At 46.7% G+C, this 24661-nt stretch carries 22 protein-coding genes; 2 read left to right on the plus strand and 20 right to left on the minus strand.

The features are described from left to right. Nucleotides 1–221: 221 nt before the first annotated feature. Together C161_RS02200 and trxB are read right to left on the minus strand one after the other, a co-directional pair. A complete protein-coding gene (locus C161_RS02200) occupies nt 222–452 on the minus strand; it encodes a glutaredoxin family protein (protein WP_036668031.1) in 231 nt (76 codons plus the stop codon). 62 nt (nt 453–514) lie between these two features. After that, complete coding sequence (gene trxB / locus C161_RS02205) at nt 515–1456, minus strand: thioredoxin-disulfide reductase (protein WP_036668032.1); 942 nt, start codon at nt 1454–1456, stop codon at nt 515–517. A gap of 256 nt (nt 1457–1712) precedes the next feature. On the opposite strand from trxB, the gene C161_RS02210 reads away from it, so the two are divergent. Further along, on the plus strand, nt 1713–2444 hold the full coding sequence (locus tag C161_RS02210; RefSeq protein ID WP_036606933.1) for a ZIP family metal transporter: 732 nt from the start codon (nt 1713–1715) through the stop codon (nt 2442–2444). A 122-nt stretch (nt 2445–2566) separates the two neighbouring features. On the opposite strand, the gene C161_RS02215 is transcribed toward C161_RS02210, so the two are convergent. The 7 genes from C161_RS02215 to kduI form a co-directional block, all read right to left on the minus strand. Beyond that, nucleotides 2567–3376, minus strand: coding sequence for an alpha/beta fold hydrolase (locus C161_RS02215; RefSeq protein ID WP_036668033.1), 810 nt, complete (start codon nt 3374–3376; stop codon nt 2567–2569). 132 nt (nt 3377–3508) lie between these two features. After that, nucleotides 3509–5524, minus strand: coding sequence for a heavy metal translocating P-type ATPase (locus tag C161_RS02220; RefSeq protein ID WP_036668034.1), 2016 nt, complete (start codon nt 5522–5524; stop codon nt 3509–3511). Between the two features lie 423 nt (nt 5525–5947). Beyond that, nucleotides 5948–7255 carry a homocysteine synthase gene (locus C161_RS02225; RefSeq protein WP_036668035.1) on the minus strand — a complete coding sequence of 436 codons (1308 nt, stop codon included), beginning with the start codon at nt 7253–7255 and terminating at the stop codon, nt 5948–5950. A 238-nt stretch (nt 7256–7493) separates the two neighbouring features. Continuing rightward, nucleotides 7494–8339 (minus strand): sugar phosphate isomerase/epimerase family protein, encoded by an 846-nt coding sequence (locus C161_RS02230; RefSeq protein WP_036668037.1) that lies wholly within the window; start codon nt 8337–8339, stop codon nt 7494–7496. Between the two features lie 37 nt (nt 8340–8376). Beyond that, nucleotides 8377–9129 (minus strand): 2-dehydro-3-deoxy-D-gluconate 5-dehydrogenase KduD, encoded by a 753-nt coding sequence (gene kduD / locus C161_RS02235; protein ID WP_036668040.1) that lies wholly within the window; start codon nt 9127–9129, stop codon nt 8377–8379. Nucleotides 9130–9206: 77 nt separating this feature from the next. Next, on the minus strand, nt 9207–9965 hold the full coding sequence (locus C161_RS02240; protein ID WP_026081467.1) for a DeoR/GlpR family DNA-binding transcription regulator: 759 nt from the start codon (nt 9963–9965) through the stop codon (nt 9207–9209). An 87-nt stretch (nt 9966–10052) separates the two neighbouring features. Next, entirely contained in the window at nt 10053–10892 is an 840-nt protein-coding gene (gene kduI / locus C161_RS02245; RefSeq protein ID WP_036668043.1) for a 5-dehydro-4-deoxy-D-glucuronate isomerase, read from the minus strand. 196 nt (nt 10893–11088) lie between these two features. Here kduI and C161_RS02250 point away from each other — a divergent pair, with 196 nt between their 5' ends. After that, nucleotides 11089–11982: a MaoC family dehydratase gene (locus tag C161_RS02250; protein WP_036668045.1), complete on the plus strand. Its 894-nt coding sequence runs from the start codon at nt 11089–11091 to the stop codon at nt 11980–11982. Here C161_RS02250 and C161_RS02255 read toward each other — a convergent pair. From C161_RS02255 to C161_RS02305, 11 genes are all read right to left on the minus strand, one after another. Further along, complete coding sequence (locus tag C161_RS02255) at nt 11979–13151, minus strand: acyl-CoA dehydrogenase family protein (protein ID WP_036668047.1); 1173 nt, start codon at nt 13149–13151, stop codon at nt 11979–11981. The genes C161_RS02250 and C161_RS02255 overlap by 4 nt on opposite strands. 54 nt (nt 13152–13205) lie before the next feature. Continuing rightward, a complete protein-coding gene (locus C161_RS31315) occupies nt 13206–14342 on the minus strand; it encodes a glycosyltransferase family 2 protein (protein ID WP_051449542.1) in 1137 nt (378 codons plus the stop codon). Continuing rightward, the gene (locus C161_RS02265) at nt 14332–15564 is read right to left on the minus strand and encodes a sugar efflux transporter (protein WP_036668049.1); all 1233 of its coding nucleotides are present in this window, start codon (nt 15562–15564) and stop codon (nt 14332–14334) included. Before C161_RS02265 ends, C161_RS31315 begins: the two co-directional genes overlap by 11 nt. Nucleotides 15565–15582: 18 nt before the next feature. Next, nucleotides 15583–16791 carry a glycosyltransferase gene (locus C161_RS02270; protein WP_036668050.1) on the minus strand — a complete coding sequence of 403 codons (1209 nt, stop codon included), beginning with the start codon at nt 16789–16791 and terminating at the stop codon, nt 15583–15585. Between the two features lie 40 nt (nt 16792–16831). Beyond that, entirely contained in the window at nt 16832–17689 is an 858-nt protein-coding gene (locus C161_RS02275) for an SDR family NAD(P)-dependent oxidoreductase (RefSeq protein WP_051449543.1), read from the minus strand. 13 nt (nt 17690–17702) lie between these two features. After that, complete coding sequence (locus C161_RS02280) at nt 17703–18881, minus strand: thiolase family protein (protein ID WP_327196758.1); 1179 nt, start codon at nt 18879–18881, stop codon at nt 17703–17705. Further along, the gene (locus tag C161_RS02285; protein ID WP_084650007.1) at nt 18878–20383 is read right to left on the minus strand and encodes an AMP-binding protein; all 1506 of its coding nucleotides are present in this window, start codon (nt 20381–20383) and stop codon (nt 18878–18880) included. Before C161_RS02285 ends, C161_RS02280 begins: the two co-directional genes overlap by 4 nt. Beyond that, complete coding sequence (locus tag C161_RS02290; protein WP_162163187.1) at nt 20380–22044, minus strand: adenine deaminase C-terminal domain-containing protein; 1665 nt, start codon at nt 22042–22044, stop codon at nt 20380–20382. The genes C161_RS02285 and C161_RS02290 overlap by 4 nt, the downstream gene beginning before the upstream one ends. A gap of 83 nt (nt 22045–22127) precedes the next feature. Next, the gene (locus tag C161_RS02295) at nt 22128–22931 is read right to left on the minus strand and encodes an energy-coupling factor transporter transmembrane component T family protein (RefSeq protein ID WP_036668053.1); all 804 of its coding nucleotides are present in this window, start codon (nt 22929–22931) and stop codon (nt 22128–22130) included. Between the two features lie 2 nt (nt 22932–22933). Further along, the gene (locus C161_RS02300; RefSeq protein WP_036668054.1) at nt 22934–23797 is read right to left on the minus strand and encodes an energy-coupling factor transporter ATPase; all 864 of its coding nucleotides are present in this window, start codon (nt 23795–23797) and stop codon (nt 22934–22936) included. Continuing rightward, the gene (locus C161_RS02305; RefSeq protein WP_036668055.1) at nt 23782–24591 is read right to left on the minus strand and encodes an energy-coupling factor transporter ATPase; all 810 of its coding nucleotides are present in this window, start codon (nt 24589–24591) and stop codon (nt 23782–23784) included. The genes C161_RS02300 and C161_RS02305 overlap by 16 nt, the downstream gene beginning before the upstream one ends. Nucleotides 24592–24661: the final 70 nt, after the last annotated feature.

Here is a 24661-nt window from a genome sequence, read left to right on the forward strand (position 1 = left end):
ATCGGACAATTCCGAATGATAATTCATTGCGCCATCATCTTAGAACTTCACGTTGCTTGCGATCAGTTAAATATCCGTTCATTACACTCAGAGTAAATGCACAAAAAACCGTACCCTTCCGGGTACGGTTCTTTCTATATCCTAACGGCTCGCGAAAACCGGAATTGCATATGAATCGAAAATTTCTTTCAACACATGATAATTCAGATAATAAGCCTGATTTAAGCGTCCAATGCTTTGGCAAATTGAGTTTTGTTCATACCCAGAATGCGGTGTTCACCAATTACAGTCAATGGCACGGCACGTACACCCATATCCCATACTTGTTGTGCAAATTCATCGCTAGTTTCGATGTTACGCTCCTCATAAGAGATACCTTTGTCAGCCAGGAACGTTTTTACGGATTTGCAGTTCGGGCAGTTCGTTGATGTATATACAATTACGTTTTCCATGTTTAATTCACCTCATATGGTTTTATATTAATCTATAGTTTGGTTGAAATCAGCTCATTCTATTACAGAACAACTGCGCTGTGCTCCAAGCTCTCAATGTATTTCTCTGTGTCCATGGCAGCCATACATCCGCTACCTGCAGCTGTAATCGCTTGTTTGTAACGTGTATCCTGTACGTCACCACATGCAAATACACCTGGGATGTTTGTCTCGGATGTACCTGGTGTAGTCAGGATATAACCATGTTCGTCCGTAGTGATCTGTCCGCCAAGGAATCCAGTGTTTGGTGTGTGACCGATAGCTACGAATACGCCGCTTGCCGGAATCACTTCTTCTTCACCTGTTTCGTTGTTCAACACTTTCAATCCGGTTACGCCGTTGTCGCCAGCAAGTACTTCGAGTGGTGTACGGTTCAAAGCCATTTCTACTTTTTCGTTGCTGCGTGCACGATCCTGCATGATTTTGGAGCCACGCAGTTCTTCACGACGGTGTACCAGTGTTACTTTGGAACCGAAACGGGACAAGAAGCTTGCTTCCTCAAGGGCAGAGTCGCCACCGCCGATAACGATGATTTCTTTGTTACGGAAGAAGAATCCATCACATGTTGCACATGTGCTGACACCACGGCCCACATTTGTTTCTTCGCCAGGAATACCGAGGTATTTAGCAGATGCGCCTGTAGACAGGATCAATGTTTCAGACACGAGTTCACCCATACCTTCAACTTGAATCTTGAATGGACGCTCGCTCATGTCGATGTTGTTCACCCAGCCTGTACGGAATTCAGCACCGAAGCGCTCAGCTTGTTTACGCATGTTGTCCATCAGTTCAGGACCCATAATACCATCAGGGAAACCTGGGAAGTTCTCCACTTCAGTCGTTGTTGTCAGTTGGCCACCAGGTTGTGGTCCTTCAATAACGAGTGGGTTCAAGTTGGCACGTGCCAGATAGATTGCTGCTGTCAGCCCTGCAGGGCCTGTTCCAATAATAATTGATTTATACATGTATAGTTCCTCCCCCGGGTTCTGCAAAAAGGTTAGACCCTCCGGCATCAAAAGCTTAGGCTTTTGCATACACTAGAACGAAAAGCCCACATCATGTCCACAAGACCTGCCTGTGATATGACAATGGCCCTATGCAGAAACGGAATTCTAATTTATAATCATTCTAATCTGTTGTTCATTATGATCTCTTTTATGTACGGTGTCAATGCTCGGCAGCGATTATGAAGAAGTCTTCATCAGGAGGGAAAATGGAAGCATGAACGATGCACTCATTGGCAGTTTTATATCAGCCATGTCTACCGGCCTAGGGGCCGTACCGATTCTATTTATGCGCAAAATATCGCACCGTCTGCGTGATATCTTGCTGGCATACGCCGCTGGTATTATGACCTCGGCCTCGGTGTATAATCTCATTCCGGAAGCGCTTGGCCAATCAAATCTCTTTGTACTTGCATTTGGTATTATGCTTGGTAGCCTGGTTCTACTGGTGCTGGAGATGAAGATTCCACACGTCGATCTGGAGAATCCCGAGAAAATGCCTTTTAAAATTGAAACCAAAGCCTTCATGATTATTGCAGCCATCACCATGCACAACCTGCCGGAAGGGTTATCCGTTGGCGTCAGCTATGCAAGCTCGGATGAGAACCTGGGCAATCTCATTGCCTTTTCCATCGGATTGCAGAATGCGCCGGAAGGATTCCTGGTAGCCCTCTTTCTTGTGAACCAGAACATTGGCCGCTTCAAAGCACTGGGTATTGCCACCCTGACCGGAGCGGTAGAGATTATAACAGCTATGATTGGTTACACCTTGAGCAGTCTCGTAGCTGGTCTTGTGCCTTATGGTCTGGCCTTTGCAGCCGGTGCGATGATGTTTATTGTTTACAAGGAACTTATTCCCGAGAGTCACGGCGATGGCAATGCACGTGTGGCGACGATGTCCTTTTTGCTCGGACTCATCACGATGATTGGTCTTACCGAATTGTTTTAATTGAAGACTAAAGAACCCGGCGATCAGTCCAAGACTGTCGACCGGGTTCTTTGTTTAGCCACAAATGAAGATTCCATGAAATTACTGGGATCGCCTGTCAGAGGCATTATGCCCTCTCCTGATCAGGATTGGATGAAACGTATCAGTTCCGAATTAAATTTCTCCAATTCATCATAGAATGCACCATGACCGCTCTCTTCAAAAGCAATCAGTTGAGACGAAGCGATGCCCTTGTGCATCTGCTCGGCGAAGTCAAACGGACAGATCTCATCCTTTTTCCCGTGCAAAATGGCTGTTGGCACCTGAATGGAACTCAGTTCACCTCGCAAGTCCTCATCGCGCAACGCAATTGCACTGCGAATAGTACCATAGGATGAAGCCTCCATGCCAAGCGCATGGAACCAATCCATGAATGGCTGGCTGTGTTTCTTAGCAAAGAACATGCCGCCAAACGTCTCCAGTAACTTCGGACGATCTGCAAAGATCGGCTCAATGATCTGCTCGTTCAGCTGCTCTGGGGTCAATCCATATGGATATCCCTCACGCTGTGTGAACACAGGGGCTGCCGCAGATAACAAGGCCAGCTTGGAGACACCATGTCCCTTATGGCGAGCCATGTAATGAACTGCGATCGCTCCACCCATGGAGAACCCTGCAAGTACCGCGTCTTTCAGCTCCAGCTCATCGATAACGGCACGAACATCGTCTGCCATGCGATCATAATCATATCCTGTGGAAGGCTTATCCGATAAGCCATATCCTCTAAAATCTATCGCGATGGCACGAATGCCATGGTTCGGAAGTACGTTCAATTGGTATTCAAACATTTTATAATTAACAGGCCAGCCGTGCAAAAAGACAACCGGGGTGCCTTCGCCAATATCTTCAACATATACTTTTACATTTGGTTCCACTTGTACATAACGTCCCATATTTCACAGCTCCCTTATTATCGAATCGTCTCTTCGAATCATTACCCGCTGACCCAAGGTTCAAACGTGAGCCGTTCAACCAGCCGCATGCTACCAGCGAAACCACTTAACCATTTTCCTCTCCAAATCTGATTACCGTAGCAGCCTGAGCCCATTCAGAATAACCAGAATTGTACTTCCTTCATGTCCTACCACACCTAGAGGCAGTGCGACATCCTGGAGGAAGTTACCAGCAATTAAGGCCAGAATAACGGTGATGGCAAAAAACATATTCTGCTTCACCGTGCGCTGTGCTCGACGAGCCTGCCCAATCACCCAAGCGATCTCTTCAATGTTATCGTTCATCAATACCGCATCAGCGACCTCCAATGCAGTCCCGCTGCCGGACAATCCCATCCCCATACCCACAGTAGCTGCTGCAAGTGCTGGTGCATCATTGACACCATCCCCTACCATTAACACAGGACCATACTTTTTGCGGAGCGCTTGGACCTGCTTCACTTTATCTTCAGGCAGCAAATCTGCATAGACCATACTTACTCCTGTTTCACGGGCAATTACAGAAGCTGATCTGGCTCGGTCTCCTGTTAACATGACAACTTTTATACCCATCACTTCAAGCTTTTTCACTGCAGCTGCTGCCTGTGGCCGTACCGTGTCCCGCATCGCGATCAGCCCGACTAATTCACCATCAGCCATAACAACGGATACGGTTTTTCCCTCCCCCTCAAGACGAGAGCGTACATCGTCCCACTCAGAAGACACCTTCACAGGGGTAACACCCTGTTTATCTGGATCATCAACGTTGCTGTCTTTCATCTCCTCTGACTGCATCGATTCCATTACATCTGTTTTGCCAATACTCCAGACCACATCGTTCACCGTTCCTTCGATGCCCCAGCCCGTTAGAGCCTGTACGTGCTCCGCTTCCTGAAGGGTGATATTCTCCTTATTCGCCTGATCTACGATGGCACGAGCCAAAGGATGCATGGAGATGTTCTCAATTGCTGCCACCGCAGCTAACAGCTGGGTACGATCTACATGTTCAGCCGTAATAATATCGGTGACTTGAGGGGTGCCCATGGTCAATGTGCCTGTTTTGTCAAAAGCCACGACCTGCGTGCGAGCCATATTCTCCATATTGGCACCACCCTTGAAGAGAATGCCACGACGAGCGCTGCTGGACATCGCGGACAGCATAACAGGCATGATGGAAGACACCAATGCACAAGGAGAAGCAACCACCAGAAATACCATCGCTTTGTAAAATGCCTCATTCCATGTCCAGCCAAGCAGCAGCGGAGTTCCTGCAATTACAAGTAAGGTCACCCCCACAACAATACGTGCGTAAATCCCTTCAAACCGCTCCATGAAACGCTGAGAATCCGGTAGTTCCGCCTGCGCTTCTTCCACCATTTTAATGATTTTGCCAAACAGTGACCCTTCCGCCGATTTTGTGACCTCTACGTATAATGCGCCCTCCCCGTTTACCGTACCTGCATAGACTTCATCCCCCGCAACTTTGTCCACAGGCAGGGATTCTCCAGTAATGGACGACTGATTGATAAAAGAACTCCCCCGGTACACCACGCCATCCGCAGGAATCAGTTCTCCCGGTTTGACCAACAGCAGATCACCCGGCTGCAGATCATCAATAGCCACAAGGTTCATCTGTCCATCTTCAATACGCAGTGCAGTCTCCGGCTTAAGTGCGAGCAACGATGAGATATCCTTATGACTGCGCTCTGTCGCATAACTTTCCAACGCACCACTGAGTGCAAAAATAAAGATAAGCATCGCCCCTTCATTCCAGTAACCGATGGCTGCTGCCCCAAGGGATGCGGCAATCATCAGCAGATTTACATCCAGATCACGGTCCTTAACCAGTGTCTCGATACCTTCCTTCGCTTTGGTCCAACCGCCCACGGCATACGCCACAATGTAGAGCATGATGGATAAGGTACCAAAATACGGTGCAGTTCCCCAGGCAATCAGCATCAACAGCCCGCTGCCCAATGCAGATTGCATCTCTTTATTCTGCATCATGGCTCGAAAATCAGGCTTCTTGCCCCGATTTGGGCCGGGTGTTTGGGATGAGCGTTGTTCTGCTTGTTGCTGTCTGTGTAGAGGTTGATGTATCGCTTGCATATAAATCACGTTCCTTTCAAATGGTAGGTTTGCGGATAGTGAATGTGCTCAAGTTCCGCTTCCAGAAATGAAGTTGTATTGAGAATGAGAGCCATTGTTAATGCCCTAAAAATGACACATGCTGCTGCGGGAATCCCGCAGCAGCATGGTTTTGTGAATGATTTTACAATAATCTCGAATGAGAATGATAATCATTTTTGTACTTGTGCAATTATTTTTACTCAATACAACTTTTAATCAGTATATGCCTGTGATCCACATTTGTAAATGGGCTTTTTCGATGGATACTCATATATGCGTGTTAAAAAAAGACAAAAAGCCGCTGTCCCAGAGGACAACGGCTTTAACCATGTATTGATATTCAATATGACCTGTTTATGGCATATCGCTTAAGTGATTGTTTACACATCCACCCAATGCCATTTACGCGCCTACACTTGCTCCCTGACTTGCTTTGATGGCTTGCTCCAGATCATAGATAATGTCTTGAATGTTCTCCGTACCCACAGACAGACGAATCAACTCCGGATTAACCCCTGCTGCGGTCTGTTCATCTTCAGTCAACTGTGCGTGAGTTGTACTTGCCGGGTGAATAATCAGTGACTTGGAATCGCCAACGTTCGCAAGGTGAGAGAACAGTTTGACACTTTCAATCAATTTGCGACCTGCGTCCGCACCACCTTTGATTCCAAAGGTCAGAATGGCACCCTGCCCTCTTGGCAGATACTTCTGTGCAAGCTCGTAAGAACCGTGGCTCGGCAGACCTGCATAACTAACCCAAGACACGTCCTCATGTTTCTCAAGGAATTCCGCAACCGCAAGGGCATTGCTACTATGACGCTCTACGCGCAGATGTAATGTCTCCAGTCCTTGCAGCAGCAACCAGGAGTTGAATGGAGAGATTGTTGCACCCAGGTCACGCAATAGCTGTACACGAGCTTTGATAATATAAGCAATCGGTCCAACCGCTTCCGTATATACAACACCGTTATAACTGGAGTCCGGCTCCGTCAATCCAGGGAACTTGCCACTTGCTTTCCAGTCAAATTTTCCGCTATCCACGATAACGCCACCAATGGACGTACCATGACCGCCAATAAATTTCGTTGCAGAGTGAACGACAATATCTGCTCCATGTTCGATTGGACGAAGCAGGTACGGACTTGGGAACGTATTATCCACGATCAAAGGAATTCCATGTTCATGAGCAATCGCTGCCACCGCTTCAATATCCAGTACATTCCCCTTCGGATTACCGATCGTTTCGGCATACAATGCTTTCGTTTTCTCCGTAATCGCTGCCCGGAAATTCTCAGGATCACTGGAATCCACAAATTTCACGTCTATACCCAATTTCGGCAAAGTCGTCGAGAACAGATTGTATGTACCTCCATACAAACTCGCCGAAGACACGATCTCATCACCTGCACCAGCAATATTCAGAAGTGAAAACGTAATGGCTGCCTGACCAGAAGCTGTAGCCAGCGCTCCAGCTCCGCCTTCCAACGCCGCAATCCGTTGCTCAAACACGTCGGTTGTTGGATTCATCAGTCGGGTATAGATGTTGCCAAACTCTTTCAAACCAAACAAGTTAGCTGCATGCTCGGTGTCCTTGAATCCATAGGATGTTGTCTGATACAAGGGTACAGCTCGTGCGTTGGTAGTTGGATCAATCTCCTGGCCTGCATGAATTGCCAATGTTTCAAATGAAAGCTCACGTTCGTTTGACATAAATCTGAATCCTCCCTCGATATATACGTTCTTTACGTTCCTGATGTCTTCACATGGTGGCGTATGTTTTCCATATTCTCTCACAAGATGTCGCATTTGAAAAGACTTATTTCCGATTGTTCCGATAAGAAATATTAAATATGTACATTATCGATTTCTGTACCAAAAAAACCTTTGCCCTCGCAAAGGTTTTTCAACTATTTTGGCTTCGGTATGCAATACCTCATCCTGGGTTTGGTTAGACCCGAACTGCACTCCATACTTCACGCAAATGTTTGGCCGCAGGTACAGCTTCCTCTGCAGTTACGCCTTCAAGTGAAATATCGATATGTGGCTTATACGTTTTTAGCAATTCAAAAAATAACGGGTAATCCAGTATTCCTGCCCCAGGTACCGGATTGAACTTCTCTCCCTGTGCATCAAAGGCTACATCTTTGGCATGGATCACAATCATGCGCTGGTACAGCGATTCCATCACCTCGCGCAAGAAAGCCCCTTGATCTGCAGCATGTGGTTGCTTGATCAGATTACACGGGTCGAACAGCATCCCCAGATTAGATGAAGGAATCTCTTCAAACAAACGGGTCATATGTTCATGGGTATGAAGGGTATGTGTGGACACAGGCTCAATCGCCGCATGCACGCCCCATTTCTCCGCTTCCTCAGCCAACTCCTCAACCGTTTCTTTCAGCACACTCCACGCCTTCTCTTCATATCCATCCGGATGTGTATCCTGATAGGTGTCCAAGCCCCCGGTCTCCGTTGCTACCATGCTGCAACCAAAATCCCGGGCAAAACGCAGATGCTCCTTGAATCGATCAATGTCCGCACGTCGTCTTATCGGATCAGGGTCTATCGGATTAATATAACAGCCCAGTACTGCAATCTTCACCCCGCGCTGTGCAAATTGATCTCCGATCTCATTCGCTAGCCCTGGGCTCAGCTTGCCATTCGATGAGTCCACATCTGATAATGCTTTGGCCAGCGCAAGCTGTACGGAATTAAATCCGTTATCCGCAATCGTCTGCGCAAGCTGTGCTGTAGGCTGTTTGCCAAATGTATGCGCCAGAATACCAAGTTTCATCTCACTGCCTCCTTATGCTAATCCGATTATCAAACGATTAACGTGCCATCCAGCCGCCATCGACATTCAGCACATGACCATTCAGATAATCCGAAGCGGCAGATGCCAGGAAGACAACCGGGCCTTTCAGATCTTCAGGTGTTCCCCAACGCCCCGCAGGAATACGGGCTGTAATATCCCGGTAACGATTCTCGTCCGCACGGATCTGAGTAGTATTATCGGTTTCCATATAACCAGGTGCGATACCGTTAATCTGAATTCCTTTACCTGCCCATTCATTGGCGAGTGCTTTGGTTAAACCGGCAACGCCATGTTTACTGGCTGTATATCCTGGCACGTTGATCCCACCTTGATAGGACAACATGGAAGCAATATTAATGATTTTGCCGCTTCCGCGTTCAATCATATGTCTGCCAGCCAATTGGCTCAGGAAAAATACAGTGTTCAGGTTCAGACCAATTACATCGTGCCAGTCCTGCCCTGCATGATCAGCCGCAGGTGTGCGACGAATGATTCCGGCATTGTTGACGAGAATGTCAATTCTGCCCTGGAACGCAAGCGCCTTTTCGAACACAGCTGACAACTCATCTTCACGACTTAAATCTGCTTCAATCACATAAGCTTTGCGCCCAAGGGCTTCAATGGCACTTGCCGTTTCTGCAGGTTTGGAATAAGAGACCAGCACCACATCAGCACCTGCTTCTGCCAAACCGATGGCCATCCCTTGTCCAAGTCCTCCCGAGGTACCTGTCACCAGTGCAACTTGTCCGCTTAAATCAAATGGGTTCATGAATGATTCCTCCGCATGGTTTTGATATGCAATCCTTAGAGCCGTCCGTTCTTTAATCCCATGAATGATGAATGAGGTTAACTTTGATAATCCACTGTGACACCGCTCTGCTCGTATAAGGCAGCCGTCTCTTCATCCAAACGACTATCGCTGATAATGTAGTCCAGTTCCGAACACTGGGCGAAAGTTCGCAGTGCAAATTGTCCGAATTTATAATGATCCACAACGCCGTATACTTGCTGCGAGGCAGATATCATTGCTTTTTTCAAAGGAACCAGATCTCCCGTGTATATGGATAATCCAAATTCCGGATGAAGGGCTGTGGTGGATATAAAGGCTTTATGAATGTTAAGACTGGATATAAACGCAGCCGTATCATCCCCAACCAGCATATTCCGTACACGAGCCCCGCCAGGCACAACCAGTCGCACTTGCTCCTTTTTGGTCAACTCCGCAATAATGAACAGGTCATTGGTCACCACCGTCAGCGGTTGATTATCGAGACGTTTGGCCATCTCCAGCGTAGTGCTGCCACCATCGAGAGCAACGATATCTCCAGGTCGAATGTAAGCAAGGGCACGTTCAGCAATCTCCGTCTTCTCCGAATGATGCTTCTCGGTAACTCCGCGGCTATTCAAGATGCCATACTGGTCATTCTGAGCCAGCATAGCACCACCATGGACACGTACGAGCAGTCCCATACTCTCCAACTTGTCGAGATCCTCTCGCACAGTCTTCCCCGTCACCTGCAACAACTCACTCAGATCACTGACGGTTACTTCCTGGCGTTCCAGCAGAGCCTCCATAATTTTTTCATGTCTTTTCAATGGATTCATCATAATCAACTTCCTATACTACCTGAGTTAAATGAATGAGTGTTCTAGTGTCTACCCTGTCAATTTAACTCAGACATCTGTAATTTATTATTTCAGGTCTTTCATCGCTACGCCGTCCATATCTTCGAACGTCTGGTTCTCACCAGCCATCGCCCAACAGAAGGTGTAATTGCTTGTACCCACACCACTGTGAATGGACCAGCTTGGGGAAATGATCGCCTGGCGATCACGTACAACCAGATGACGTGTTTCGTTTGGCTCACCCATCATATGGAATACAACACCGTCTTCAGGCAAGTTCCAGTACAAGTATACTTCGGAACGGCGGTTATGGGTATGTGCAGGCATCGTGTTCCACATGTTACCCTTGTTGAGTTCGGTAATGCCCATCACCAACTGACAACTCTGAATTCCGCCTTCTCCTTGGTGAATGTAACGATAGATCGTACGCTCATTGGAAGTTTCGATGCTGCCCAGATGATTTGGCTGAGCTTGTTCTTGTGTTGCTTTTACTGTTGGATAGGTGTGATGAGCCGGTGTGGATACAAAATAGAATTGGGCAGGTTGAGCCTTGTCACTGCTTGTGAACACAACTTCCTTCACACCTCTACCGATGTAGAGACATTCCTTCGCTCCAATCTCATAACCTTGTCCGTCCGCTGTCACTGTTCCGTGACCACCGACATTAATGATACCGATTTCACGACGCTCCAGGAAAAAGTTCGTTCCGATATCTTTCAGGTTCACTTCAAGGGTAATGTCCTTGCTCTCAGGTACAGCCGTTCCCACAATATAACGATCCACATGAGAATACACCGTTACCAATTCATCAGTTGCAAACAGTTGCTCCATCAAAAATTCCTCACGCAGGCGAGATGTATCATATGTTTTCACTTCATTGGGATGTGCAGCATAACGATTTTCCATTATTAATCCATTCCTTTCGTCATTTAAATTAGTTGTAATTGAGTTTGATAATGTTCATATAAGTTCATTTTAGTTCATTATGTATCTTTTGTGTACCTTTATTTTCGAAAAAGTAATTTATGTGATAAAACATTTATGATTCTAACTGCCTTCGATATAATACAAGACATGGTCAGTCAAAGGAGAGATGCAAGTTATGGATTACCAATCGTGGATCGGAGTACCTACTCCTCCCAAGAAAATGGTTATTACCACAGATCAGATTGTTCAGTTCACACAAGGCTTTCCAGAAGAATTTCGTCCCGACGCAAGATCCATTCCTCTCACCTTTCCGATGATATGGTGGCAACAGACACACTTACCCTGGATGGAGCTTCCTGGGAAAATTATGATCCATGGACAACAATCGTTTACATACGAACGTAAATTGAAGTATGATGCAGCTTTATTTTACAGGATTGAACTTGCAAACGTACGCGAAACAACTGGATCTTTGGGGAAGATCCAGCTCCTTGATTGTACAATGAAGGTTACGAACGTCATGAAACAACCCGTACTCGTTGCTAACACCACATTAATACTTCTAGACTCTCCAGCGTTGCAGCCTTCGTACTCCGAACTCGAGCCTGTGTATCCGCAATATCCCTCGGAGATTTATTATCAATGGGATGGGAAACACCGTCTCTCATCTGGTGAACTCCTGTTCGACGCTTGTCTTGGAACCATAACCAGTGCTATGCTCATCGCCTATGCAGCTGCATCGAACGATAACAACCCAATTCATCTGGATGTTCTCAAAGCACATGAAGCAGGTGCACCTCGCCGAATTGCACAAGGTATGCTTATCGGTGGCATGATTGGAAACCGACTACAAATGCTGGGGTTGGATAACTGGATTCTATGCGATATAAAATACCGATTTCGCTCACCCGTGATGGAAGGGGACGTCGTCCGTGTCCTCGTGAGTGTCATCAACACGGATAACCTCTCCCATCTGGCATGCAGTATCACAGTCTATATTGAACATCGAGCGGGTGTTCCTTCTAACTTGCTAGCCTATGAAGGATCCGTTCGTTACACGGCCCGTTAATCCCACTCTCCAATTCGGACATGACCCTTAAGCAGATTGCGGGAAATAATCATGCGTTGAATCTCGTCTGTGCCCTCGAAGATTCTCCATACTCGCATTTCCCGATACCAACGCTCGATCGGCAAGTCCTTCGAATATCCGATTCCACCAAAAATCTGAAGGACCCGATCCACAATATCGTTTGCTCTACCTGCACCGTACAACTTGGACATCGTTGCATGATGTCTTGCATCCAGCCCCTGATCCACCCTCCAAGCAGTATATAATACCAGCCATTTCAGAGCCTCCAGCTCAACCGCAGAGTCGGCAATCATCCATTGGATGCTCTGCCGACTTGCCAACTGCTCTCCAAATGTCGATCGTTCTTTAACGTAGTCAATGGCCATATGGATCAGCCTGCCAGACGCACCTACAGCAATAGCAGGAATCACCCAGCGCCCTCGACTGATCCACTGCATCGCTGTTGTTAACCCCTGCCCCTCTTCACCAAGCACATTTCCGTTTGGCACGAACACTTGGTTAAACGTAAGTACAGAAGGGCTTTTATCCCCACCCATCGTAGGAATCGGCTCTGACGTCCACCCCATGTCCCGATCCACCAGAAAGCAAGTGATCCCTTTGCCCGGCTCTGCCTGGACATCAGTCACTGCAAAAACAATTGCAAAATCCGCCTCGTTTCCGTTTGTGATAAATACTTTCTCTCCATTGAGTACCCAACCATCCGCTACACGCTCAGCACTCATCTGAATTCGACTTGCATCGGAACCTGCCGAACGCTCCGTTATTGCAAAACAGGACTGTCTCTCGCCCGCAATAACGGGAAGCAAATACTTGTTCTGTTGTGCCTTGCTGTTGCAAAGGTACAGAATATTGTCCGCTTCCCCCCCGAAGACAAACGGAATACATGTGCGTCCTAGCTCCATTTTCAGGAGTGCACTAGTGACCGTCCCAAGATTTGCTCCCCCATACTCTTCTGGTGTCTCAATACCCCATAGGCCCTGTGTTTTCGCCTTTTGTTGAAGCTCTCTAATCTGTCTAAGTTCGATTCCGGGTCTTCCCTCACGCTCGTTACGCAATAAATCAGGTTCCAACGGAATCAGTAGCTCGTCCACAAAATGGCGTGCGGCGGATTGAATCTGCTTCTGTTGCTCTGTCAATTCAAAATTCATGTCAACCTCCCGTATAAAATGTCATCATTTGGGGCCAGAACAGCTGATCCATGATCACTTGAAAATTTCATGTTTCACAATTCCCCTGACTGCATACTGATGGTACAAGTCAACTAACTGATCTTCCGAAGGATGCTTGTAATACAAAACATCAAATTTCTCGTTAATATATTGGCACAAGATATCCAGGTCCGATGATGGTGTCTTATCTATAACCAACACTTCTCTATGGGCAGCTTCTGCCGAAATGGTCTGGATCAGTTCTGGGCCCTCGGCATAGACAACAATAATGCTGACAGGTAATCGATCCCCCTCGTAACCCTGATGTGCTCTTACAACCTTCTCAAAGCGAATATAACAATCCCACCATGATTTTCTAATCTCTGGGTCAAAAAATTCCTTTAAGATGTTTTGCGCCTGTACTTCAAACATCGGATGACATTCGAGGAAATAATCTAGATTCGTTTTCCAACCATCATAACGATTCTCATCAAACTCGGAAGGGTGAAAGATATGGAAGGTTAACGCTTTTTTGTTCAATACGAACGTTCCTCCAGCCTGTTGCAGACGATAGCCAAGCTCACTGTCTTCCAACCCCCATCCCTTGAACCCTTCGTCAAACATACCCGATCGGATCAGTACTTCTCTTGTTACCGAGAAATTGCAGCTGAAAGACAGATGCCACGCTGTACGGAATACGCTTCCATTTTCCGAAAAACGTTCCATGAGCTGAAATCGTTCATCTGCTTCTGATGATGTAATAGCAGCATGCACCCATCCCGAATTTAACGACGTTATATCGATGCTCTCTTCACCCAAATATCTTCGAAACCCTATGACAAGTTTCCCCTCGGCTAGCTTGTGCACTCTCAAATGCTCATAGATAAAGTCCGGTCCGGCGAGTTGATCTCCGTCAAGGAACACGATCACATCTCCATTCGAGATAGTAATCCCCTTGTTTCGTGCCGCTGCCCGACTTGATTGCTCCGTAGAAGGAATGTAATTATATCGTATAGGAAAATCATACGTAAGCCTGCCGATCATCTCGCCCGTGCCGTCTATAGACCCGTTATCGATAACTACAACTTCGTATTGATCGCCTTCACACAAACGCTGTCTCGATAAGGAAGACAAACAGGCCTGAATCACTTCTTTCTGATTATGCGATAGAATAATTACACTAGCTTTCATACGTATCTCCTCCCACATGCCGGACTACCTTTTTATTTGCGTTTGGCACCAATAATAGTACAAATCCCAGGAAGGCAAGTGCTGCCGAACAGGCAATCACTATTTTAAAACCAAAATAATTTCCGACTGCTCCGGCTAGTAATCCACCACCCATGGAACCAATGATGTTTGCATTGTTGTACAACGTTGTGGCCGTACCTGTCATTTTAGGAACCAAATCCTGAAAAAAAGTCATTCCAACTCCAAGTACAATCGCGATAAAAATGGCACTGAATATCTGGATAGCAATGATCTGCCATCCCGATTGGGTAAACCAAAATAGTGAAAAATAGGCGACTCCAAACAATCCCGCGCATTTCATAACTGTGATACTACCAAACCTTTTGGCCAATATTCCCAAAATGATCATGGTGGGAACCTGCAAGGCTGCGTTAACTCCCGAGATCATGCCAACGTCCAACTTCCCGCCTTGCAACTCTTGCGTAACATATAAGGGAGTTACAATGCCCCCCATCGTATTAGCCAACTCAAATGCCATGAAAGCAAGTAATGAAAATACAATCTGCGGTGCCATCAGCAGGCGCTTGAAGCTACGTACTGAGTCAGATGATAATTCCGTTCCGCCCCCCGGTTCCCGACTCTCGTCTGCTCGAATCATCAGTACAAATACGGCAACGAGCATGTACATCAACGAAACAACCAGAAACAGGCCTGTGTACGAGAACTGGTAGATTATAAAAGACGCCATTACAGGACCAAGAATCCAGGCCAGAGACACCAGAGCTCGCAATACAGCCATAACAACGGTGACATCTTCACTCGCCTCCCTCTCGACTACTTCTCTCGCAAGAGCAAATAATTGCGGAAAGGCCGAGAAAGACAAGGCCATGAAAGTACAGGAAACCAGCATTAACACAATGTAACTGTCCGTATTTGCATAGAATACATAGCCTACAGAAGCAGATACACATGATCCAACAATGATCCACTTGCGCACAGGCTTTTTATCGGACAATCGACTAAACAGCGTACTAATGATAATGCCGCTTAACGATCCACACGCCATAAAGATCCCTAATGATAAGGGGCTCATTCCAGCCCGTTCTACTCCGAATAATGGCATGAATGGTAGCGTTAATCCGTATCCCAAACCAATAAAAAAAATACATACGGATAATAAAAGTAAGGCCGGACTTCTCAGGACAACCAAAAGACTTTTCAATAGAACCTTGCCCCCTCTTTACAACAACCGACGAATGAGTTCAGCTGCACGCCCGGCTCCTCCGTACTGCGAAGTACAGACGTTTTCCTTCAGCGCCACAGCCTTATCCATGTCTCCATTAGTCATCATCGCGTTAACGGTCTCAGCTAGAGCGGATCCCGTAACCTCATCTGGGGACATTACTCTGCCACCGCCAACGTCCTGTAACTGCTTGGCGTTAAACTCACGTTCTGCCCAGGTCGGAATGACCAACGACGGCGTGCCTGTTAAGATCGTCGTCATGCAACTTCCATGTCCGCCATGGTGAATCATGACATCGCTATGCTCGGCTGCCATAACTCCCGATACATATGAGGTGAAGTGTACATTAGGGGGAACTTCCACGCTGTCCCCTTCCAATGGATTAAAACCAGTAGCAATCAAAAGCTCCGTCGAAGTGTTACCGAGTGCTCTAACGGCTTCCCTGAAAATATGACCACCACTCTCCACACCCCATTCCACGAGACGACTTGTGTACACAAATACACGTGGCCTCCTGTCGTTGTCTGATTTCTTCAACCAGTTCGCAGGCATTCCTGTCTCATTTGTATCTCTCCATACCACGGGACCGATATATTCAATTGGAACGGGCAGCTTCCCGATCTGTACCGGATCAAAATCCGGTATGCTCGGAAGAAGGGCAAGATTACCCGCCAGAAATGTGAGAAGGTTGTCCGTTTCAGGCAGACCATACTCAACCAACGCTCCGTTCAACACATTCGTGACATCTGGTATGTCTCCATATAATCCATAATTCGTTGTAAAAGGAAGACCACCTGGAAGTGTGCTGGACTGATTCATAGAAACGAGAGGAATGTCCAGCTTACAGGCAATGAACGCTGCGGGGACACTCGAATCGGAAATAACAAGGTCCGGTTTAAAACCGATGGTTACCCGCAGACGAGCTTCAAGCTCATTTCGCATGTAAACAGGGTCCGAGTACCCCATCATGGACAAAAAGTGATTCATATCCTTGAAGTTTGGGTGGAAAACCTGTCCCTTGGGAGCAGGAATAACTGGAATCGGAATATAGGTAAAACCCATCTGTTCCATCGCGACCCCGGCATTTCCCCAGATTGTGAACGCCACCTCATGTCCCATCTCTCGTAACTTTAGTGCTATGGGAAGACAACGATTCACTCTCCCCATCCCGGCCATCATCCCAATAAAAATGCGTTTTTTCTTCAACGAAATTTCCTCCATCAATTCGTATATTTCGGAAATAGTTCTACACTTTCACGTAGGCTGACAACACTTGCTCAAAGAGTTCGCCTGCTTCCCAACCGTTCTCCCTACTGGATTGGGTGGCAACTATACGGTGCTCTGGAGGGGACCACACACCGATCTTTCCACCATTAACAGAGAAGATCTGACCGGTAACCTTACGGCAACGCGGCAGACATAAGGAAAGCATCAATTCGGCCACATCTTCCGTTGAACCTACTTTCCAGTACTCGGGAAACGACTCACCTTTCATTTCAGCAGTCTGCTTCGCCCGTTCGATATAGGGCATTGTCATGTCAGTACGCGCTGCGGGAGAAACTGCATTCACATTAATACCATAAGATTCAAGTTCCAGCGAAAGTGTCCACGTCATGCCTATCAATCCGGCTTTGGCAGCACTATAATTTAATTGTCCGATCATTCCGGTCAAGCCCGCCACGGAGATCATATTAATAATGCTGCCTTCCCTTCGTTCCCTCATGCCCGGCAGAGCAGACCGGATACAAGCAAAGGCTCCCTTAAGATGCGAATTCAATACAAGATCCCACTCGGTTTCACTCATTTTATGGGCCATCTTATCGTGAACAACTCCGGCGTTGTTCACCAGGATATCAACTTTGCCGAATTCGCGAAGACCCTCCGATATGATGCGTTCACCACCGGCCATGCTTGCGACGGATTCAACGACCCCAATAGCGGTCCCTCCCTGATTCCGAATCAACTGAACAACGTCCCATACCCCACCTTCTTGTACACCGTTGACAACTATCTTGGCTCCTTCTTGTGCCATACGTATTGCGGTTGCACGCCCAATTCCGCGGCTGGAACCCGTAATGACTGCTACCTGTCCCTCTAACAACAACGGCTGTTTCCTCCTATTCGCACTTCTCCCACAATGATGCAAGCCCGATCCCGCCACCAATACCCAGTGTTGTGATTCCCCGAGCCCCCTTTATATGCCTCATCTCGTTGAATAGGCGTGTAACCAGGATGGCTCCCGATGCACCGAACGGGTGTCCAAGCGCCAGTGCCCCGCCCCCCACATTAACAATGTGAGTTGGAATATGCAGTTGTCTTAAAGAGGCCAGAACTTGTGAAGCGAACGCTTCATTGAATTCCACAAGATCAATGTTTTCCATTGCCAAACGATTTCGGCTGAGCAACTTGGTAACGGCAGGAACCGGACCGATACCCAAGTAGTTCGGGTCAACGCCCACTGCCACACTGTCGATAAATTTCATTAGTGGTGTAAGTCCTAACGATAATGCTTTTCCCATTGACATGATTAAAACGATAGCGGCTCCATCATTCAATGGACATGCATTACCAGCCGTCACTGTACCATCCTGTTCGAAAACAGATGGCAATGCTGCAAGCTTCGTAAGTGTTGTATTCGCCCGAGGACATTCGTCTGTATGAATGATTCTAAGTTGCTTACCCTCCGGGATAGACAATGGAACGATTTCGTTGTCGAAACGCCCGCTTTGTATTGAAGCAATGGCTTTCCTATGACTGGAAAGCGCATATTCGTCCTGGTCCATTCGAGTCACACCGTACTTCTTAGCAACGTTGTTAGCCGCCTTCCCCATATCCGGATCTCCGATCCATTCCGGAGAGAATCGTGTGCGAGTGATTACTTGAGGTACTACACTCCCGTACAGAGACAAGGGTTTCTCCAATCTCCAGGGTGCACGACTTGTGCTTTCGACACCACCAGCCAGATACACTTCCCCGGCACCTGATTGAATCAGCCTCGCTGCTAAATGAATTGCTTCAAGACCAGATCCGCATTGACGATCAATCGTCACGCCAGGGACCTCTACTGGGAGTTTGGCTTGTAACGCGGATAACCTGGCGATGTTACCTCCCCCGCCTACTGCATTCCCCAATAGAACATCATCAATGTCACCGGGAGGGATGGGAATTTCGCTTAAAATGGCCTGAATGACTTCTGCAGCCAGTATCTCCGGCGGTGTCTCCTTAAACATCCCCCCGTATTTGCCGATTGCAGTTCGCTTCGCGGAAAGAATAACAGGAATCAACATATTGTTCATATCTTTATTTTCAGTAACTCGTTCAGTTTTGTTCGCGAAATCTTTCCACTCGTTGTATAGGGGAAGGCATCCACCCGTATAATTTCCTTTGGACACTTGTAGGTAGCAAGCTCACGACGGCACAATGATACAATCTCATCATCACTAACCTCGCTACCCATTCTGAGCTTGATAAGTGCAGTCACCTTTTGGCCCCAGTATACATCGGGTACACCTACAACGATGACCTCCTCAATGCCTTCCAATGTTAACAACAGCTTCTCGATTTCCTCCGGATATATATTAAGCCCTCCGCTAATAATCATGTTTTTCTTTCGACCAACCAGATATAAATAGCCTTCGGAATCTCGTGTTGCAAGGTCTCCCACAGTTGCCCATTCACCATGTACAACTTGGCTGGTTTCTTCCTCGGAACCATAATATCCGGCAAAGATCATCGGGCTCTTCACAAACAATTGTCCTACTGCGCCTTCGGTTACTTCCGTACTATCCGCTTCACGAATGGATACCTGCACACCGGCAAACGGTTTACCGATTGAATCAGGTTTATACCGATTTCCTTCCGGATCAAGTACTGTGACAAAGCTTAGCTCGGAGGCACCATAAAATTCATACAAACCTGCATTTTCAAATACCTCTGTCACCTTCCGTTTGGATTCTGGCGACCATTTATCACCTGACGTAATGAGAGATCTGACAGATGGCAGCGCAATAACTGAATCAGAAGCCATGAACGCTTTGTAGAGTGCTTCAAACATCGTAGGTACAAGATAAAGATGTGTAACCGCATGTGTTGCTAACGTCTCCAATACGTATTCCGCTCGGAATTTGCTTGTTAGATGGAATGTCCCGCCAATATACAAAGTTTGAATGCACGCATATAACGTAAGTGAATAGACCAAAGAACCCGGCGCCAATACATGGTCTCCTGCATCATGCACGAATGTTTCACGCGCATATGCAAAGCTCTCGATCCATGAACGCTGAGAACGGAGATAGCCTTTCGGTCGTCCGGTCGTCCCGGAGGTATATCCCATGTAGAACAGGCTATCTTCAGTTGAGGATCGCTGTGGTTCGGCTTCTTCCCTTCTGAGAGAACGAGGTTCACCTGTATCCACAGTAATCACCCTTGTTGACGATGGAATATGAGGTATTCTGGCTTTGAACTCCACATCTATGACAAGCAAGCGAGGTTCACATTCATTAATAACCTCCGTCAGATTTGCATCGCTCCACTTGGGATCAAATACAGCAGCACACATTCCAAATTTGGTGGCTGCAAGAAAGTATTCGATCATCACGGCACTATTGTTCATCAGCAGGCCGACAAGAGGAAGTTCATCGGCTTCGAAATCTTCCTCAGTAGCCAGAATTGTATTTGCTGCCAGCTTTATTCCATGGTATAGCTCGGCGTACGAAATCTGCCGGGCATCATCAAAGATGGCAGTTTTCTCAGGATTCTGGGAAGCATGCATGCGTATCGCATCAGCCAGTAACATCATTTCACCTTCCTTACTGTATTAACTAAGGGGGTAGCCGGGAGCACTATCTCACCTGTTTTAACCAGATACAACCCTTTGTCCGATACACGAATATGCGGCAAATGTGAAGCTGTCAGAAATAAAAGAGAATACAGAGGATCACCAAATCGGTAACCGTGGACACGCATTTTCTCATTGAAATGATCCACACTAGCGCCGATTGATGCCACGCTCTCCAAGCTCATAGCTCCACTGAGAGGAAGAGGAATGTACAGTTGCTCCCCATCCACGAAATATACTAATATTCCTTCCCCGCGAACTTCCAACTCCTGAGATGCTTCGCGCATGACAGACAGAGATCGCCCAAGTAAAAGTGTATCGTTCGAAGCGTTGTAAGTACTTGCTAATGCCTTGATCCCACACGCTAAACCTTTGATTCGGGTGTTAATCACCCAACTTCCGTTAACATCCAGTAATGTCATCCAGTTCTCATCCGTTTCCAATTCCGCTCGGGGATCAAAATGGTACGATTGGGTGATGACATCGTTCACCAATTCAATACCGATGTCGGTTCGAGTTTCCATCTGGTCCAGCCTCAGGTTACCGATCGTTCGACGAGACCGAAAAGTGGAGCGCAACCAAGTGTGTATCTCTGCTTCATCTGGCTCTACTACTCGCCTTTGATTTTGGACCACCCAATCACCTCGTTGCAGGACATGCAGTGGATCAGGTTCATTTATGGAGGTTAAGACGTTCAAACAAGCCAGTCTGCCTGGTGCAATCCCGCCTAAGTCTTCATCCAGACCGTAATATACTGCCGGATTTAAGGTAGCAAGACGATAGGCATCCGCTACAGATATTCCCGTCTCCATACAGATCTTGATCATGCTGGCACAGCTCGTCCTCTCCACATAATTTGGTGACGGGCCATCGCTGGTAAGCATCATTCGGTTCATATTGAACCGGGAATCACCTTTCATCCCTTTAAGGAGGTGTGGCAAATCAGGACGAATAGATGAGTATCGAAGAGAGGCGTATAGCCCCGCTTTTAATCGTCTAAGTACATCTTCGGCATGGAGAGCTTCGTGGTCAGCTGAGATGCCCGCTGCAGCCATAGTACTTATTTTTTCATAAGATACGCCCGGCAAATGTCCTTCCGCCCTCATCCCATGATGAGCCTTCGTTAGATAAAGTTGCTCTACCAATACTTCGTCGTTCGCCAGCAGTTTGGGCCATTCGGTCAGTTCCCCGCTCTGTATCACAAGGTTATGTTGTAGCCACTTGTCCATAGTCATTGGATCAGCTCGATCAGGACGGTCAATGTTACACCACCATAGGAACATATGGTGACTTGTCTCCTCCAGCTTCTCAATGAATGACAAAGCTTCAGTTCCTAGAAACGTTAACAAAGACAGATTATCATTAATGGACAAGACCGTACCCTTCTGTAACAGAGCTTCTCCCCATGTATAAGGATTGTACATTTGACATGGGTGTGCATGAGGTTCAATATATCCTGGAACAACAACATGACCTTTCTCCAATTCAACGACCTGGGTCTGGTCTGAAGTGGGTAGTTCCTTGGCTCCAACGTAGGCAATACGACTTCCGGACAGATAGATATTCGCTTGTTCAACTTCCCCTGTGTATACGTTCAAGTAAGATGCCTGTCTAAACCACATTGTCGCAGGCTGATCACCTTTAGATACTGAAATGAGTTTGTGATATTCATGTAGATTTGTCGGGTAAATCCTCATAGCTTACCTCACTTTCGTAATGCCAACAAAAGTGCGAAACAAAAAATGGATATGATCAGCACTTGATAGTCGAGCTTTTTGAAAGCTAACGTTCTCAGTTGCGTTCGATTCATGCCAGGGCTATATCCGCGTGCCTCAACGGCCAGTGAAGCGCTTTCGGCTTTCTGGAATGCTAACAGAAGGATAGGGACTACAATTGGGATAAAACTTTGCAGACGACGAACGATATTACCGGAATTAAAACGAACACCTCTTGCTCGCTGTGCCTTCATCACGTTGTCGGTTTCATTCAAAAGGATTGGAATAAAGCGGATCGTCCACGAGATCATCAACGCAAATTCCTGTGTAGGAACACCCAACCGCTTGGCAGGCTTCAACAGATCTTCAATAGCCTGTGCGAGATCACCCAGCTTTGTCGTAAGTGTCAACAATGAAGCCATGACGAGAAGAAGAATGATGCGAATGGCTATATTACCTGCTTTAATGACACCCTCCTCGTAGATCGAAAACACTCCCGCTTCAAGCCATAACTGCCCCCCTTGTGTCAGAAAAATGTGAAACACAGATGTGACAATGACTATTAGCCAAACAGGTTTCAATCCTCTAACAATATAGGAGGGTGGTATTTGCGATATAGTGACTACACACACCACAAACACCGCAGACAATACGTATGAAAGCCATGAGTTCAACAGCATGACAGACAACATGAACAGGAACGCGATGACGAGTTTAGCTCTTGGATCAAGCCGGTGAATGATGGAGTTTCTGTGGACATACTGACCAATGATAAAGGATTGAGATAAGGACATAACTACAATTCCTTCCTCTGAAAAAAATCAGCAATATATGACAAAATCCATTCTTTCTTTACCGACTCCAGCTGCAATTCAACGTTCAATTTTACATTTATGGCTTCCACGAGCTGGAGCGCTTTAGGCAGCTTTAATCCCATATCTTTCAACTCAACTTGATATTCAGTGAACAATTGGAGAGGAGTCGTATGTCTTTGCACTTGACCACGTTCAAATATAATCACTTCTTCGGCGTACTCGGCAACAGTCTCCATATCGTGCGTCACCATAATGATCGTACTCCCCTGTTCCTGCTGCCAGGAACAAAAGAGTTCCATCAGCTGCTCTTTCCCTTCCGAATCCAACCCTACGGTTGGCTCGTCGAGAATAAGCACCTCCGGGTTCATCGCTAACACACTTGCAATTGCCACTCTCCGCTTCTCTCCGCCACTTAATTCAAACGGTGATCTATTGCAGAAAGATTCGTCCAGACCTACCATGTGTAATGCATCCAAGCATGTACTACGAACTTTTTCAGCTGACCAGCCCAAGTTCTTGGGACCAAAGGATATGTCTTTTATTACCGTATCCTCGAATAATTGATGCTCCGGAAATTGGAATACAATACCCACTTTATCGTAGAGAACGTACGTTTTCTTTCGATCGGTTGTCATTCGAAAATCCCCTATATCAACTGTTCCATTTGTAGGTTGCAGAAGCCCATTGAGCAGCTGTACAAAAGTTGACTTGCCAGATCCCGTTTTTCCCACAACAGCAAAAATGCGATTATCGCCCATGGTGAGTGTAATGTTGCTCAATACGTTGTTCTCCAGTGGTGTTCCAACATGATACGAGAAGTCCACTTCTTTTAGTGTAATTTGCATAAATCATCCACCAAATCTTCCAGAGTGAGTGCCGAAGAAGAGTGTAGCCCCTTCCGGTTCAGTGCCTCTCTTGCCTCGACAATAAAAGGAGCCGTTATCCCGGGAAAACGCCAGTATTCGCCCTGAAACAAGGCCTCGGGCGATCCATCATAACAAATGTCACCCTGATCAAGTACAATAACCCTCGAAGATGCTGCAATCTCCTCTAAGTCATGCGTAATTGTTACAATCGTAATTCCTTGTTTATGCAACTCTCCCATCAGCAATGCAATCTGATCTTTGCCTTCCGGGTCGAGCATTGAGGTAGATTCATCAAAAACAATAACTTCTGGTCCCATAGCGAGAACTCCCGCAATAGCGATACGCTGTTTTTGCCCTCCTGATAACGAATATACATCAGAATTATAATAATCCAGCATCCCCACTTGGCTCAATGCCTCTGTTACATGACGCTCGATATCTTCAGTAGGGACACAAACGTTTTGCAGGCCGAAGGCGATATCTTCAAACACTGTAGATGCCACAATTTGATTCTCTGGATTTTGAAAGATCATTCCAATTCTCTGACGAATGATACTTAAATCATCTTCATTGGATGTCACATAATCATTAAAAGTTACTTGGCCTGTGGTTGGAAGGAGTAACCCGTTCATTAACCTAGCTATGGTGGATTTCCCTGCTCCATTCCTTCCAGCAAACGCCACATATTCACCAGAACGAATATGAAGGTTAATATCGTTTAACATTGTTGCTCGGTTTGCATAACCAAACGTTACATTGGAAAAATGAATCACTGTAGTACCTCCATCACTTGGCGCGATTTACTTGTATAGAAGTGCTTAAGAATGTGCAGTCTCTGAATAT

It is taken from the genome of Paenibacillus sp. FSL R5-192, assembly GCF_000517845.1.
GTDB classification, from domain to species: domain Bacteria; phylum Bacillota; class Bacilli; order Paenibacillales; family Paenibacillaceae; genus Paenibacillus; species Paenibacillus amylolyticus.

Coding starts and splice junctions, on each gene's coding strand:
- C161_RS02200 (WP_036668031.1), bottom strand. CDS start 452: ATGGAAAACGTAATTGTATATACATCAACGAACTGCCCGAACTGCAAA.
- trxB (WP_036668032.1), bottom strand. CDS start 1,456: ATGTATAAATCAATTATTATTGGAACAGGCCCTGCAGGGCTGACAGCA.
- C161_RS02210 (WP_036606933.1), top strand. CDS start 1,713: ATGAACGATGCACTCATTGGCAGTTTTATATCAGCCATGTCTACCGGC.
- C161_RS02215 (WP_036668033.1), bottom strand. CDS start 3,376: ATGGGACGTTATGTACAAGTGGAACCAAATGTAAAAGTATATGTTGAA.
- C161_RS02220 (WP_036668034.1), bottom strand. CDS start 5,524: ATGCAAGCGATACATCAACCTCTACACAGACAGCAACAAGCAGAACAA.
- C161_RS02225 (WP_036668035.1), bottom strand. CDS start 7,255: ATGTCAAACGAACGTGAGCTTTCATTTGAAACATTGGCAATTCATGCA.
- C161_RS02230 (WP_036668037.1), bottom strand. CDS start 8,339: ATGAAACTTGGTATTCTGGCGCATACATTTGGCAAACAGCCTACAGCA.
- kduD (WP_036668040.1), bottom strand. CDS start 9,129: ATGAACCCATTTGATTTAAGCGGACAAGTTGCACTGGTGACAGGTACC.
- C161_RS02240 (WP_026081467.1), bottom strand. CDS start 9,965: ATGAATCCATTGAAAAGACATGAAAAAATTATGGAGGCTCTGCTGGAA.
- kduI (WP_036668043.1), bottom strand. CDS start 10,892: ATGGAAAATCGTTATGCTGCACATCCCAATGAAGTGAAAACATATGAT.
- C161_RS02250 (WP_036668045.1), top strand. CDS start 11,089: ATGGATTACCAATCGTGGATCGGAGTACCTACTCCTCCCAAGAAAATG.
- C161_RS02255 (WP_036668047.1), bottom strand. CDS start 13,151: ATGAATTTTGAATTGACAGAGCAACAGAAGCAGATTCAATCCGCCGCA.
- C161_RS31315 (WP_051449542.1), bottom strand. CDS start 14,342: ATGAAAGCTAGTGTAATTATTCTATCGCATAATCAGAAAGAAGTGATT.
- C161_RS02280 (WP_327196758.1), bottom strand. CDS start 18,881: ATGAACAATATGTTGATTCCTGTTATTCTTTCCGCGAAGCGAACTGCA.
- C161_RS02285 (WP_084650007.1), bottom strand. CDS start 20,383: ATGATGTTACTGGCTGATGCGATACGCATGCATGCTTCCCAGAATCCT.
- C161_RS02290 (WP_162163187.1), bottom strand. CDS start 22,044: ATGTGGTTTAGACAGGCATCTTACTTGAACGTATACACAGGGGAAGTT.
- C161_RS02295 (WP_036668053.1), bottom strand. CDS start 22,931: ATGTCCTTATCTCAATCCTTTATCATTGGTCAGTATGTCCACAGAAAC.
- C161_RS02300 (WP_036668054.1), bottom strand. CDS start 23,797: ATGCAAATTACACTAAAAGAAGTGGACTTCTCGTATCATGTTGGAACA.